This window comes from Variovorax sp. J22P240 (genome assembly GCF_030316855.1).
In the GTDB taxonomy this organism is placed as follows: Bacteria; Pseudomonadota; Gammaproteobacteria; order Burkholderiales; family Burkholderiaceae_C; genus Variovorax.
This window is the reverse complement of sequence record NZ_JASZYR010000010.1, coordinates 50409-63277: the sequence shown is the minus strand read 5'-3', so window position 1 is coordinate 63277 and position 12869 is coordinate 50409. Positions and strand designations below refer to the sequence as shown.

General features: G+C 67.4%; 12 protein-coding genes. 6 read left to right on the top strand and 6 right to left on the bottom strand.

What is annotated here, in order from left to right; genetic code table 11:
• Positions 1-67 precede the first annotated feature (67 nt).
• The 4 genes from QTI24_RS21685 to QTI24_RS21670 are packed head-to-tail and all read right to left on the bottom strand — an operon-like array spanning position 68 to position 4687.
• Positions 68-1504 carry an efflux transporter outer membrane subunit gene (locus QTI24_RS21685; RefSeq protein WP_286603311.1) on the bottom strand — a complete coding sequence of 479 codons (1437 nt, stop codon included), beginning with the start codon at positions 1502-1504 and terminating at the stop codon, positions 68-70.
• Positions 1501-2376 (bottom strand): efflux RND transporter periplasmic adaptor subunit, encoded by an 876-nt coding sequence (locus QTI24_RS21680; protein WP_286603308.1) that lies wholly within the window; start codon positions 2374-2376, stop codon positions 1501-1503. The genes QTI24_RS21685 and QTI24_RS21680 overlap by 4 nt, the downstream gene beginning before the upstream one ends.
• Positions 2377-2411: 35 nt before the next feature.
• Positions 2412-2642 carry a DUF1656 domain-containing protein gene (locus QTI24_RS21675; RefSeq protein WP_286573299.1) on the bottom strand — a complete coding sequence of 77 codons (231 nt, stop codon included), beginning with the start codon at positions 2640-2642 and terminating at the stop codon, positions 2412-2414.
• Entirely contained in the window at positions 2639-4687 is a 2049-nt protein-coding gene (locus QTI24_RS21670; protein WP_286603306.1) for an FUSC family protein, read from the bottom strand. The genes QTI24_RS21675 and QTI24_RS21670 overlap by 4 nt, the downstream gene beginning before the upstream one ends.
• A 163-nt stretch (positions 4688-4850) precedes the next feature.
• Between QTI24_RS21670 and QTI24_RS21665 the strand changes: the two genes are divergently transcribed.
• The 5 genes from QTI24_RS21665 to QTI24_RS21645 all read left to right on the top strand — a co-directional run bounded on the left by QTI24_RS21665 (position 4851) and on the right by QTI24_RS21645 (position 9216).
• Entirely contained in the window at positions 4851-5573 is a 723-nt protein-coding gene (locus QTI24_RS21665) for a hypothetical protein (RefSeq protein ID WP_286603304.1), read from the top strand.
• A gap of 17 nt (positions 5574-5590) precedes the next feature.
• Complete coding sequence (locus QTI24_RS21660) at positions 5591-6262, top strand: response regulator transcription factor (protein ID WP_286603302.1); 672 nt, start codon at positions 5591-5593, stop codon at positions 6260-6262.
• A 151-nt stretch (positions 6263-6413) separates the two neighbouring features.
• The gene (locus QTI24_RS21655; RefSeq protein ID WP_286573304.1) at positions 6414-6839 is read left to right on the top strand and encodes an Ohr family peroxiredoxin; all 426 of its coding nucleotides are present in this window, start codon (positions 6414-6416) and stop codon (positions 6837-6839) included.
• Positions 6840-6932: 93 nt separating this feature from the next.
• Entirely contained in the window at positions 6933-8000 is a 1068-nt protein-coding gene (locus QTI24_RS21650; protein WP_286603300.1) for an alpha/beta fold hydrolase, read from the top strand.
• Positions 8001-8082: 82 nt separating this feature from the next.
• The gene (locus tag QTI24_RS21645; protein WP_286603298.1) at positions 8083-9216 is read left to right on the top strand and encodes a thiolase family protein; all 1134 of its coding nucleotides are present in this window, start codon (positions 8083-8085) and stop codon (positions 9214-9216) included.
• On the opposite strand, the gene pstS is transcribed toward QTI24_RS21645, so the two are convergent.
• Both pstS and QTI24_RS21635 read right to left on the bottom strand, forming a co-directional pair.
• On the bottom strand, positions 9213-10181 hold the full coding sequence (pstS, locus tag QTI24_RS21640) for a phosphate ABC transporter substrate-binding protein PstS (RefSeq protein ID WP_286603296.1): 969 nt from the start codon (positions 10179-10181) through the stop codon (positions 9213-9215). The two genes, QTI24_RS21645 and pstS, sit on opposite strands and share 4 nt — an antisense overlap.
• 431 nt (positions 10182-10612) lie before the next feature.
• Complete coding sequence (locus QTI24_RS21635) at positions 10613-11623, bottom strand: LysR family transcriptional regulator (protein WP_286603295.1); 1011 nt, start codon at positions 11621-11623, stop codon at positions 10613-10615.
• A 135-nt stretch (positions 11624-11758) separates the two neighbouring features.
• Here QTI24_RS21635 and QTI24_RS21630 point away from each other — a divergent pair, with 135 nt between their 5' ends.
• Entirely contained in the window at positions 11759-12643 is an 885-nt protein-coding gene (locus tag QTI24_RS21630) for an alpha/beta fold hydrolase (protein ID WP_286603293.1), read from the top strand.
• Positions 12644-12869 lie beyond the last annotated feature (226 nt).

Sequence of the window (12869 nt, the reverse complement as noted above, 5' to 3'; positions counted from 1 at the left end):
CGTAAAGAAAAACCTTCTATCCGTCAGTACCTCATTGCTGGGATCGCAACAATCGCGGCGCGCCCGGCTATGCAGGCTGCGCGCTGGCCCATCCGCCGCCCAGGGCGAGGAACAGGTTGACCTGGTCGGCGGCCACGCGGCTCTCCGCGGCCGCCAGGCTCTGCTCCACCTGGCTCAGGGTGCGAAGCGCATCGAGCACCGGCAGGTAGCCCACGCGGCCCGCATCGAAGAGGCGCTGGGTGTCCTTGGCAGCCGCTTGGGCCTGCGCCCGGGCACCCTGCAAGATCGCGCGCCGCTCCTGGTCGCGTGCATAGACCTCCAGTGCGCTTTCCGTTTCCTTCAATGCAGCCAGCACGATGCCGTCGAAACGCGCCAGCGCGGCCTCGCGGTCGGCCTCGGCCGAGCGGATGCGGGAATGCGCCCGTGCCCGATCCGGGAACTCCCAGGTGATGAGCGGGCCCAGCGAGAACTTGAGGCTGTCGTCGCGGAAGGCATGCGCCACCGTGCCGACGGATGACACCGAAGCGCCCAGCGCCACCTTGGGGTACAGGTCGGCCTTGGCCACGCCGATGCGGTCGGCGGCCGACAGGACCTCGAACTCGGCGCGCCGGATGTCCGGCCGGCGCTTGAGCAGGCTGGCGCCGTCGCCCACGGGAAGGGGCTGGCGCAGCAGCGGCTCCTGCGCGCAGTCTTCCAACTGCCTGGGCAGTTCCTGCGGCGCCCTGCCGGTGAGCGTGGCCAGGCGCACCCAGGCCACCCGCCGTTGTGCCTGCAGCGTGGGAATGCTGGCGCGCACCTGCTCCTCCTGCGTTTTGGAGCGTTCCACGTCCACCGAAGCGGCGCGCCCGTTGGCGGCGAGCCGGCGGGTCAGCTGCGTGCTCTGGGCCTGCAGGTCCACCTGGCCTTGCGCGATGCGGATCTCGCGGCCGGCGGAGCACATCTCCAGGTAGGCGCGCGTGGTTTCGGCCACCACGGTCACCCGCACCGAGTCGCGTGCGCCCGTGGCGGCCCCCACGTCGGCCTGCGCCGCCTCGACGCTGCGCTGGATCTGCCCGAACAGGTCGAGTTGGTAGGACACGCCGAAGCCCGCGCCATAGACCCACTTGCTGGGCAGCGGGTTGCCGGGATGCAGCTCTTCCTGTGCGGAGCGCCGCCCGAAGCCCACATTGCTGCTGAGGGTGGTGGTGGGCTCCTGGGCGGCGCCTGCCAGGTCGAGCGCCGCGTTGGCCTTGCGCAGGTTCGCCGCGGCCACGCGCAGGTCCGTGTTCGCCGCCAGGGCTTGCTGCACCAGGCTGTCGAGGGTGGGGCTGTCGTACAGCCGCCACCAATCGTTGGGCACGGGGTCTTGCGCGACGTTCGCGTGATCCGCATCGATGAAGCCGGCCTGCGCGGCCGGCTTGTTGACGGCGGCGTCGGCAGGCAGGGGCGCCACCGGCGGCACCAGGCTGGCACACGCGGCCAGCAGTGCGGCAGCGGCCATCACAAGCCAGAGGTGGGCTTTCATGGCTGCACTCCTTCGCGCACGCTCGCGTGGCCCCGGCCAGCGTCCACCACGTCAACCGTCGCGGTGCGGCCCATGATCAGGCGCCGATCGTCGGGCAGCGTGTCCAGCCGCACGCGGACGGGAATGCGCTGCGCCAGCCGTACCCAGTTGAAGGTGGGGTTCACGTTGGCCAGCAGGTTCGAGCTCGGGCTGCGTTCGCGGTCTTCTATGCCGGCCGCAATGCCCTCGACATGGCCGGTCAGCGCCTTGGGCTCGCCGATGAGCCGTACGCGCACCGGGTCACCCGCGTGGACGCGGGCAATCTTGGTCTCTTCGAAGTACCCCACGACGTGGATCGAATCCTTGTCGATCAAGGCCAGCGCAGGGCGCCCGGTGGTGGCATACGTGCCGGGGCGCAAGTCGAGGTTGGTGACCCAGCCGTCCACAGGCGCCACGACCTGCGTGCGCGCGACGTTGACCCGCGCGTTGTCGACGGCGGCCGCGGCCTGCGCGAGGGATGCGTTGAGCTGTTCGAGCTTTTGCGCGCTCTGCTCGCTGGCTTCGGCCGGCACCAGCTCGCCCAGGTCGCGGTTGCGGCGGTTCTCGCGCTGTGCCTGCGCAATCTGAGACTTCAGGCCCCGGACCATTGCCTCGGCCTGGGCCAAGGCGATCTTGGGGCGAACCGGATCGACCGAGAAAAGCAGGTCGCCCTTGTGCACTTCCTGGTTGTCACGCACGGCGATGCGCTCGACGATGCCCGACACGTCAGGCGCGACTTGCACCACCTCGGCCCGCACCCGACCATCGCGCGTCCAGGGTGCTTCACGGTAGTGCTGCCACAGCGCGTGGCTCGCCCAGGCGCCGGCCGCGACAACCGCGGCTGTGACGCCCATTCTCAGAATCTTCTTTGCAGGTATTGCCATGATGTTCATCCCAACAGAAAGGCCAGGTCGTTCTGGAAGTGCGCGGCGACCATGGCCAATGCCAGCCAGAGCACGCCGAAGAGCGCGAGGTTGAAAAGCGGCGGGTGCCACACCCACCGGTACGCACCCGTGGCGGCCATCACGCGAGCCACGACGGCCAGGGCGGATGCCGCGAGCAGCGCGGTCGCCAGGCCCGCGCTGATGAACAGGCCGAAGAGGTTGAGGTCGGTGATCATGAGTTGTCTCCGTGGGCGCCAGCGGCGGCAGCGGCCGGCGCGAGCAAGGCCAGCCTTAGGCCCGTGGCTGCGGCAAGCCCCTGCGAGCGATGAGGGCCTGGGTCGATGTCGTTCAGATCGGCGATCACCTGGTTGATCGACCGGGCTATGGCCGCGCCCGGCGCGGCGTCGGGTTGGGCCAGCCGTTGGCGGAAGTGCGCCGCAAGCTGCAGCAGGGCCGCGTCGATGGCTGCGCGCGGCTGGGGTGCCACCTGCAGCGCCGTCTCGCGCAGATCCAACATGTTCACGCCCAGGCGCAGGTCGTCCAGCGCATGTTCGGCCCGGGCGCGCATGGGCCCCTGGGCCGCGGCCATGCGCGGCAGCAACAAGCCCATGCGATCCATCATGCGGCTGGCCCATGACGCGCGCGTCACGCTGCGCTGGCCGTCCGCGATGTCGGCCAGGTCGTGCCACACCGCATGCATCAGTCGGCGGACTCCGGTGGCTGCGGCGATCACCCGGACGAGCGAGGTGACCGTCAGCGCAATGGTGGTGCCGAGCAGCGACCCTATGGCTGTCGCAATGAAGCTCGAGAAGTCGCCTGCCTGGACCGGCTGCACCGAGATCAACGTGACGACCACCAGCGTGAAGCCCAGCGCCGGGACCGTCCACTTGGGAATGGAAAGAAAGAAGGCGCTGGTGAACAGCAGGGGCGCCAGCACCATGGCGAGCGCCAGGTAGCCGTCGACCGCGGGAAGGATCGCGAACACGTACAGCGCAGCCACCGGCACGGCCAGCCCGGTGGCCATCATCATCAGGCGCAGGAAGGGGCGCGGATCGTCCAGGAAGGCGAACAGGCAACTGCCCACCGCGGCCAGGCCCACGGTGATGGCGCCCTGGTCCCAACCCAGCGCCCAGCACAGCGCGCCGGCACAGAGCACGGCCACAGCGGCTGACAGGCCGGACAGGGCCGCCAGCCCGTGGTCGATGTGCAGCACGCGGGGCGAGGCGACGGCCATCAGGCGCTGGATGGTTGCGTCGGGCGCCTTCGCGGGATTTTCCAGCTGGTGCATGAGGGCCAAGCATTCGTCCCAGGTCCGCAGCAGTTCGGCCAGGCGTTCCATGGCGCCCAGGGCCAGCAGCTCGCTGTCCGGCAGGTGGGTGCGCCCGATGTCGACGAGGGTGCGCCCGCTGTCGGCCAGTCGGGCGGCGTCGCCGTTGTCGCGCGGCTGTTCGAGATGGCGCCGCACGGCATCCAGGTGCTGGTCGATCTTCACGGCCAACGCGGGGTCTGCGGAGCGGGTGGCGGCGAGCCGTTCTTCTACGCCGGCCAAGAGCGGCAGCAAGGCGAGCGCGCGTTCCTCCAGCGAAATCACCACGCCCATGTCTTGCGCGCCGATACCGGGCTCGAAACGCAATACGGCGGCCAGGGTGCGCGCTTCGGTCAGGTCGGCGGCCAGGCGTGCGCGTGCCTGTTGCGCGCGCTCGTCCGTGGGCGTGGCACCCAGGCCTTGCAGGATCCAGTGCTTGGCGTCGGCGAGCGTGGCACTCAGCCTCGCGACCATCAGCGGCTTGACTTCGCGCGGCGCGAAGACGGTGTGCACCGCGACCGACACGGCAGCACCCAGGGCCACTTCCTCGACGCGCCACAGCGCCGTATCGAAAGCCGACAACGGCGAGTTGGCAGACGACAGCCCGATGAGCGGCAAGGTATAGGCGGCCAGCAGGAACACATAGCTGCTTGGGCTGCGGTCCAGCAGCGAGACATAGAGCAGCAGCGCGACCCAGGTCGCAATGCCCGCCAGGAGCATTTCCGGCGCCGCATTGATGATGGGGATGAACAGGAGAATGCCGGCCGCCGCCAGCGCGGTGCCCACTACCCGGTACACGGAACGCGAGACGACGGAGCCGGACACGGCCCCCAGTTGTTGGCTGGTGAGAAACACCGTCAGGCCCGCCCAGCCGGGATGCGGCAGGTTCAGCCAGAGCGCCGACAGCATGGCGGCCAGCGTGGCCGCCGCGATCTTGCTCGCATAGATGACGCTGCGCTTGTGGATGGGACTCATGGCTTGCCTCGTGGGTGCTGCTGAAGGAAATGCAGGCACTCTAGGAGGCCGGGGCGCGGCGAGTTAGAGGGCTGGATGAAATGATGTTTTGCAGCGCGCGGGCTGGTTGATTCGAGCCAGCGCGACTACCTTCTAGCCGTCACCCAATTCGAAAGGACGCGCCATGAACAAGCTGTTGCAGGACGTGCTGGAAGCCCACGGCGGCCTCGATCGCTGGAACCGCTTCAGCACCGCGCGTGCGCAAATCGTCTCGGGCGGCGGCTTGTGGCCGCTCAAGGGCCTGATCCAGGACGCCGCCCCACGTCAGATGCGCATCTCGACGCACGAAGAATTCGCCTCGGTCGCGCCCTTCGGGCAGGCCAACTGGCGCACCAGCTTCCGGCCCGACCGCGTGGCCATCGAGACGCTGGAAGGCGAGGTGGTCAAGGAACTGGCCGACCCGCGCGAATCCTTCGCCCGCCACACGTTGACCACGCCGTGGAACCCGTTGCACCGCGCCTATTTCAACGGCTACGCCATGTGGACCTATCTCACCACCCCCTTCTTCATGGCCATGCCTGGCTTCGAAGTGCGCGAGATCGACCCGGTGGAAGAGAGCGGTGAGCGCTGGCGAGGCCTGCGCGCGACCTTCCCCGCGCATATCGCGAGCCACTCGCGCGAACAGGACTTCTACTTCGACGAGAAGGACCTGCTGCTGCGCCGCCACGACTACCAGGTGGACGTGGCCGGCGCCTTCCCGGCCGCGCAGTACGTCGACCGCGTGGTGGACGTGCAGGGCCTGAAGATGCCCAGCCGCCGCCGTGCCTATGTGCGCGGACCGGACCTGAAGCCGGTGCGCGACCTGCTCATGGTCGCCATCGACCTGAGCGATTTCGAGTTTTCCTGAACCGACACGGAGCTTGCATGAACCACCAGAACTCGCGCTCGAACATCCTGATCCATCACCCGGATCCGATCCTGTCTGCCGGACTCGTGGCGGCACTGCGGCAGCACGGCATGTTCGAGGTCTTTGTGCATGGCGTCGACCACCTGGGGCCCGATGGGCCCCGCATCGATGCGGTGGTGGCCGACTATGACGGCGCGCTGCGGCTGGTGGACCCGGCCACTCGGCGCGTGGGCGGCATCTGGGGCGAGTCGCGGGTGCTGGCGCTGACGGCGAACGAGCGCGAGAACGACATCCGCCGCGCCATCGAGGCGGGCGTGCACGGCTACTTGCTCGTCGGCGGCGCGCTCGGCGAACTGATCGACGCGGTAACCGCGGTGGCCCAGGGCGTTCGCTACCTGAGTGCGGCCGTCGCCCAGCGCATGGCGGACAGCCTGACGCGGGCCGCACTGACGGCGCGCGAAGTCGAGGTGCTCAAGCTGGTCGCATCGGGGCAGCCCAACAAACACATCGCACGCGCACTCAACATCGAGCTTGCCACGGTCAAGTCGCACATGAGCGCCATCATGAGCAAGCTGGGCGCCAGCACCCGCACCCACGCGGCGCGCATCGGTGCCTCACGCGGGCTGGTGGCCGAGGACGCATTTCTCGCGCGACGCGGCGATGCGGTGGTGCCGGTGCTCGAAGGCTGAGTAACGCCCCGGTCGCGCGAGCTCTCCGACTTCGGTTGTAGATGCCGGCCCGACATCGGTGGGTACCTCGAAATCATCGCCACACCTAACCTGAAGGTGGATCCGAAAGCCTCGGTCCGAGTCTATTCCTTCCCACATTTCAGGAGTCACCATGATCACGCTAGTCAACAAGAAGGTGCTGTACACCGCGCGCGTCCACACCGCCGGCAACCGCGATGGCGGTTTTTCTCGCAGTGATGACGACCGCCTTCGCATCACGCACACCGTGCCCGGCAAGAGCGGCAACGGCACCAACCCGGAACAGCTGCTGGCCGCCGGCTGGTCCGCCTGCTTCCAGGGCGCCATGGCGCTGGCCGGCGCGCAGCTGAAGGTGGCGCTGCCGCCGCAGACGGCGGTCGATGCCGAGATCGACCTGGTGCTGGGCGACGACGGCTACAGCCTTCAGGCCCGCCTGAACGTGAAGCTGCCCGGCCTGGCCCGCGATGTCGCCCAGGGCCTGATCGATGCCGCGCAGAGGACCTGCCCGTACTCGAAGGCGCTGCGCGGCAACGTGGACGTGAAGTACACGCTGGCCTGATGCGGCCCAGGCGCGCGTCCTGGGGTGCCCCTCTTGCATCCGGGACACTCGCCTGGCCACGTCGCATTCAACAGCGCAATGGAGATGATTCCAATGAACACGCAACAAAGCGCCCCGGCGATCAACGCCCCTCGCCGCGGCTTTCTGGGCAGCGCCGTCCTTGCGGCGGCGGCAGCCAGCTGGGGGCTCGGCAAGCCCGCGTTCGCGCAGGCGGGCAAGGCGTCCTCTGCCAGCACGGCCGGCGCGAAGCCGGACACGCACACGTCATTTGCATCACTGAAGCAGATAGATGCAGGCGCACTCAATGTCGGCTATGCAGAGGTCGGCCCGGCCACCGGGCCTGCGGTCCTGCTGCTGCACGGCTGGCCCTATGACATTCACGCCTTCGTCGACGTGGCCCCGATCCTCGCGGCCCAGGGCTTGCGAGTCATCGTGCCTTACCTGCGCGGCTACGGCTCGACGCGCTTCCTTTCCAATGACACGCCGCGCAACGGCCAGCAATCGGTGCTGGCGAGCGATGCGATCGCGTTGATGGATGCCCTGCACATCGACTCGGCCATCGTCGGTGCCTTCGACTGGGGCGCACGGTCCGCCAACATCATGGCCGCGCTGTGGCCGGGGCGCACCAAGGGGCTGGTATCGGTCAGCGGCTACCTCATCGGCAACCGCGACGCGGGCCGCAAACCGCTGCCGCCGGAGGCGGAACTTCAGTGGTGGTACCAGTTCTACTTCACCACGGAGCGCGGCCGCGACGGCTACGAGAAGTACCGACGCGAGTTCAACCGCCTGATCTGGAAGCTTGCTTCGCCCAAGTGGCAGTTCGACGATGCCACCTTCGAGCGCAGTGCGGCATCCTTCGACAACCCGGACCATGTGGCCATCGCCATCCACAACTACCGGTGGCGCCTGGGCCTGGCAGAGGGCGAGCCCCAGTACGACGCGCTCGAGGCCAGGCTGGCGAAGGCGCCGGACATCCGGGTGCCCACCATCACGATGGAAGGCGACGCCAATGGCGCTCCCCATCCGGAGCCGGGCGCCTATGCGAAGAAGTTCTCGGGCCCGTATGAGCACCGGCTGATCACGGGCGGCATTGGCCACAACCTTCCCCAGGAAGCGCCCGCGGTGTTTGCCCAGGCCATCCTGGACGTCGGCCAACTCTGAGTCACCACTCATCACCCCAACACCGCATCAAGATCATCGGACGCCGTCCAATCGGCATGCATCGAGAACCAGGAGAAAGACCATGAAAGCCGTCATCAGTGCCTATGCACGTTCCCCATTCCACTTTGCCCGCAAGGGACGCCTGGCCGAGGTGCGGCCCGACACGCTGGCGGCCAATGTCGTCCAGGGCCTGCTCAAGCGCACCGATCTCGACCCCGCGCTGATCGAGGACGTGATCATGGGCTGCGCCTACCCTGAAGCCGCGCAGGGCAACAACATCGCGCGCATCGTCGGCTTGCTGGCGGGCCTGCCACACGCGGTGGGCGGCATGACGGTGAACCGCTTTTGCGGCTCCTCGATGCAGGCGGTGCACATCGCCGCGGCGCAGATCGAGGCGGGCATGGGCGACGCATTCCTGTGCGTCGGCGTGGAGTCGATGAGCATGGTGCCGCAGGGCGGCTTCAACTTTTCGCCCAATCCGGAGCTCAAGGAGAACACGGACGCCTACGTCTCCATGGGCCAGACCGCGGAGAACGTGGCGCAACGCTGGAACGTGAGCCGGCTAGATCAGGAACTGCTGGCCTTGCAGTCGCACCAGAAAGCTGCCGCGGCCCGCGAGCAGGGGCGCTTGGCCGCCGAGATCGTGCCGATTGCATTGCCCGGCGGCGAGTTGGTCGACGTGGACGGCTGCATCCGGCCCGCCACATCACTGGAGGCGCTGGCCGCGCTGAAGCCAGCGTACCGGCCCGATGGCGTGGTGACAGCTGGCACCTCGTCGCCGCTGACGGATGGTGCTGCCGCAGTGCTCGTCACCAGTGATGAATTTGCTGCGCGCTACGGCCTGCAGCCCTTGGCACGCGTGCGCAGTTTCGCGACCGTGGGCGTGGACCCGGCCATCATGGGCATCGGCCCGATTCCGGCTACCCGCAAGGCGCTCCAGCGCGCCGGCCTGACGGTCGACGACCTGGACGTGGTCGAGATCAACGAAGCTTTTTCATCGCAGGCGCTGGCCTGCATCCGCGACCTGGGAGTGGACATGGCCACAGTGAACCTGGACGGCGGCGGGCTGGCCATCGGCCATCCGCTGGGCGCCACCGGCGCGCGCATCACCGGGAAGGCAGCGGCGCTGCTGGTGAGAGAGAACGGGCGCTACGCGCTGTCCACGCAATGCATTGGCGGAGGGCAGGGCATTGCCACCGTCCTGGAGCGCGTCTAGCGACTCGCCCCCGCCCAGTAGTCCTCGATGCGCTGAACCAGGCTGTCCGGGAGCGGCACGTAGTTCAGTGCGCGCGCGTCGGACTTGCCTTGCTCCAGTGACCATTTGAAGAAGCGCAGCGCCTCGGCGGTCTGCGCCGGGTTGCGGGGGGTTCGCGGCACCAGCGCGAAGGTGGTGGCAGTGATCGGCCAGGACGCCTCGCCGGGCGCGCCCGTCAGCACCTGGTAGAAGTCCGGGCTCGCCCACTCCGCACTGGCCGACGCGGCCTCGAAGCTCTCGGGTGTGGGGCCAACGAAAGCGCCGCTCTTGTTGCGCAGCAGCGGGTAGGTCATCTGGTGGTCCAGCGCATAGGCGAGCTCGACGTACCCAATGGACCCCGTTACGTAGTTGACGTAGCGGGCCATGCCGTCGTTGCCGCTGCCGCCGCTGCCCACCGGCCAGTTGACCATCGTTCCTTCGCCCACCTTCGTCTTCCACTCCTCGCTCACCTTGGAGAGGTAGTTCGCGAAATTGAAGGTGGTGCCAGACGCTTCCACCCGATGCATCGCCGTGATGTGGAGATTGGGCAGGGTGAGGTCGGGGTTGAGCGCGGCGATGGCCGCGTCGTTCCAGTTCGTGATCTTGCCAAGGTAGATGTCGGCGAGCAGCTCACCGGTGAACTTCAACTGGCCCGGTGCGATGCCGGCGAGGTTGACCACCGGCACCACGCCGCCGACCACCAGCGGGAACTGCATCAGGTCGGCCGTCTTCAGCTCTTCAGGGGGCAGGGGCTTGTCCGATGCGCCAAGGGCCACCTGGCCGGCCTTGACCTGCCGTATGCCGTTGCCCGAGCCGATGGCCTGGTAATTGACCTTGACGCTGGTCGAACCGTGGTAGCCGCCGGCCCATCGCAGCATGACCGGATAGACGAAGGTCGAACCCGAGCCGGAAATGTCCGTGGCGGATGCCCCTTGTGCAAGTAGCATCGCAGCGGCCATTCCCAACACGATACGCAGGCATCGGAGGCTGTTGTGTATTGCCATGATCGTGGACCCTCACAAGCGGGGGCAGTATGACGCGGCGGTTTCGGGCTTGCCAACAGGCCGAATGGCCGACCTGTCCGGGAGCACGTGGTCGATGGCATTGGGCTTGCCAGTGCGGCCGGCTACGCGGGGCTGCAGCTGGCCTTGTCCGGCGTCTACGTGCTGGTGTGCGCCGACCGTTCAGTTCCCCCCGGGTGGACCTCGAGCGGCTGGTGGTGGTGGACACGCCGCTGTCCAGCATCCTCCTGGGCCGTGCCGCTGCCACCGTCGCCGAGATCTGCTTCTCGTTGCAACTGGGCCCAGGCGGTCGAACCCTCGCTCTGGGCGGCCGGCCAGGCGGGCGCCACCATACCTTCGGAGACTTGGAGGCTGCCCTATGACCGCTCACCGTCAAGGCCGGACTGCACAGCGACACCCGTTGTCCCAGCGATGTCGTTGACCGCGCTGTCAAGTCCCGCTTTCTCCGCCGGCTGCGGAAGGGGCGTATCGAAGGGTGCGTAGAGTTCCGCGACCCAGTCGATGAAGACGCGCAAGCGGGCATTCAAATGTCGATGCGAGGGATAGACCACGTAGAACGGAACTGTCTCCGTGGACCAGTCCGTCAGCACCGGCTGCAGAGCCCCGGATTTCAGGTGACGCTGCGCAATCATTGTCGTTGTCCGGATGATGCCCAAGCCCCGAGCGCCGGCCTCCAGCGTCGCCATCATGTCGTTCGTCGCGAACGAGTGTGCGCACTGCACTTCCAGGCGCTCCCCGCCCTTTGACATGACGAGCGGGTAAATGCGGCCGGTGCCGTGAAAGAAATAGCTCACGACCCGGTGAGCCCCTCCTTCGAGCTCCCTTGGGTGTGTTGGGACACCGCATCGCTCGAGGTACTCAGGAGATGCGCAGACGATCCAACGAAACCGCGCCAGTCGCCTGGCCACGAGCGACTCGTCGCGCAAGACGCCCGCCCGCAGGACGCAGTCGATGTTTTCGCCGATCAGGTCGACCGGACGGTCGCTCACCCCGAGCTTGATGTCAATGCCCGGATAGCGCGCGAAGAAGTCCGCCAATGCGGGAACCAGGATCGTCTGGGCCACGGCGGATCCAACATCGACACGAAGCGGGCCGCTGAGCATGGCGCGCTTGTCGGCCAGCCCGGCTTCGAGGTCGTCGACCTCGATGAGGATGCGGGTCGCGCGCTCGAAGTACGCCGCACCGTCCGGCGTCAAGGTGACTCGACGTGTCGTCCGGTTGAGCAAAACCACATTCACCTCGCTCTCCAGCCACTGGACCAAACGGCTCACCGTTGGCTTCGGCCAGCCCAGCGCGTCCGCGGCCTTGGTGAAACTGCCGCACTCGACGACCCTGACGAACGCTCTCATTGCGCTGAGCTTGTCCATCGCCTTCCACCTCACTTGTCAGCTGGATGCGCGGTCCATTGTCTCGCTGCGCGAGACAGCCGTTGCAGGATGGCGTCTTTTTCTTCAGCCGCCAAGACGCCATTCTGACCCCGCATCAACACACAAGGGGTCACCATGAACCAGGTCGTCAGTCCAACCAATGCCGTCTCGGCGCCCAACCAGTTCGTCGAGATCGGTGGTCGCAAGCTGGCTTTTCGCACCATCGGCTCGGGCCAGCCGATCGTGCTGTGCCAGCGCTTCCGCGGCAACATGGACTCGTGGGATCCAGCTTTCCTCGATGGATTGGCCTCGCATGGGTTCCAGGTCATCGTCTTCGACTACAGCGGCATCGGTCTGTCTACCGGCGAGCGGACCTACAGTCCGCCTTCGCTGGCCAAGGATGCGATCGAGTTGATCGGCGCCTTGGGTCTGCAGAAAGTCGTGATCGGCGGCTGGTCCGTCGGTGGCATCGCGGCGCAGATCGTCTTCGCGATGGCCGGCCCCAAGGTCAGCCATGTGGTGCTCCTGGCCACGACCCCGCCCGGTGACCTGGCCAAGCTCGGCGAGCAGCTGTTTTTCGACCTGGCCGGCAAGCCGAAGAACGACCTGATCGACAACACGGCCCTCTTCTTCGAGCCCGCTTCGGCGATCAGCCGCGAGGCGGCGGAGCGCGCGACCGCCCGTCTCGGGCGACGCCAACACGATCTCAGCGTCGAGGTTCCAGCAGAGTGGGCCATCAACGCGATCGCCTCGGGCCCGCGGAGCCCGGTGTTTCCCGCCCCCGCGGTGCTGGATGCCATGAAGAAGACGACGACACCGATCCTGCACATCGGCGGCGACCACGACATCGTCTTCCCCGTCGAGAACTGGTATGCGCTGAATCGCCAGCTACCGACCCTGCAACTGCTCACCTTCCCGGCTGCCGGGCACGGCCCGCAGATGCAGTACGTCCGGGAGTCGGTGGACTACATCGCAAGTTTCATCAAGGCGAGCCAAGCGCAGCCCGCGAGCCAGCCATGACCACAGACACCGTCCCAACGGGGGATGAAGTGTCATTCGCTGACATCTACATCGAACTCACAACCTCTCGCTCCATACCGACCATGAAAGACCTCGACCCCGTCAGGCGCGCCTGCGCGTTCACTAAGTCCTTTGCCGCCGCCGAAGTCACGCGCCGCATCCTGCTCGTCATCGGGGCGGGCGCTGCGGCCACGGCGGCAATGCCTTTTGCGGCTTCCGCTGCCTC

Excerpts from the sequence above, each read along its gene's own strand:
- QTI24_RS21685 (WP_286603311.1), bottom strand. The coding sequence starts at position 1,504 with ATGAAAGCCCACCTCTGGCTTGTGATGGCCGCTGCCGCACTGCTGGCC.
- QTI24_RS21680 (WP_286603308.1), bottom strand. The coding sequence starts at position 2,376 with ATGGGCGTCACAGCCGCGGTTGTCGCGGCCGGCGCCTGGGCGAGCCAC.
- QTI24_RS21675 (WP_286573299.1), bottom strand. The coding sequence starts at position 2,642 with ATGATCACCGACCTCAACCTCTTCGGCCTGTTCATCAGCGCGGGCCTG.
- QTI24_RS21670 (WP_286603306.1), bottom strand. The coding sequence starts at position 4,687 with ATGAGTCCCATCCACAAGCGCAGCGTCATCTATGCGAGCAAGATCGCG.
- QTI24_RS21665 (WP_286603304.1), top strand. The coding sequence starts at position 4,851 with ATGAACAAGCTGTTGCAGGACGTGCTGGAAGCCCACGGCGGCCTCGAT.
- QTI24_RS21660 (WP_286603302.1), top strand. The coding sequence starts at position 5,591 with ATGAACCACCAGAACTCGCGCTCGAACATCCTGATCCATCACCCGGAT.
- QTI24_RS21655 (WP_286573304.1), top strand. The coding sequence starts at position 6,414 with ATGATCACGCTAGTCAACAAGAAGGTGCTGTACACCGCGCGCGTCCAC.
- QTI24_RS21650 (WP_286603300.1), top strand. The coding sequence starts at position 6,933 with ATGAACACGCAACAAAGCGCCCCGGCGATCAACGCCCCTCGCCGCGGC.
- QTI24_RS21645 (WP_286603298.1), top strand. The coding sequence starts at position 8,083 with ATGAAAGCCGTCATCAGTGCCTATGCACGTTCCCCATTCCACTTTGCC.
- pstS (WP_286603296.1), bottom strand. The coding sequence starts at position 10,181 with ATGCTACTTGCACAAGGGGCATCCGCCACGGACATTTCCGGCTCGGGT.
- QTI24_RS21635 (WP_286603295.1), bottom strand. The coding sequence starts at position 11,623 with ATGGACAAGCTCAGCGCAATGAGAGCGTTCGTCAGGGTCGTCGAGTGC.
- QTI24_RS21630 (WP_286603293.1), top strand. The coding sequence starts at position 11,759 with ATGAACCAGGTCGTCAGTCCAACCAATGCCGTCTCGGCGCCCAACCAG.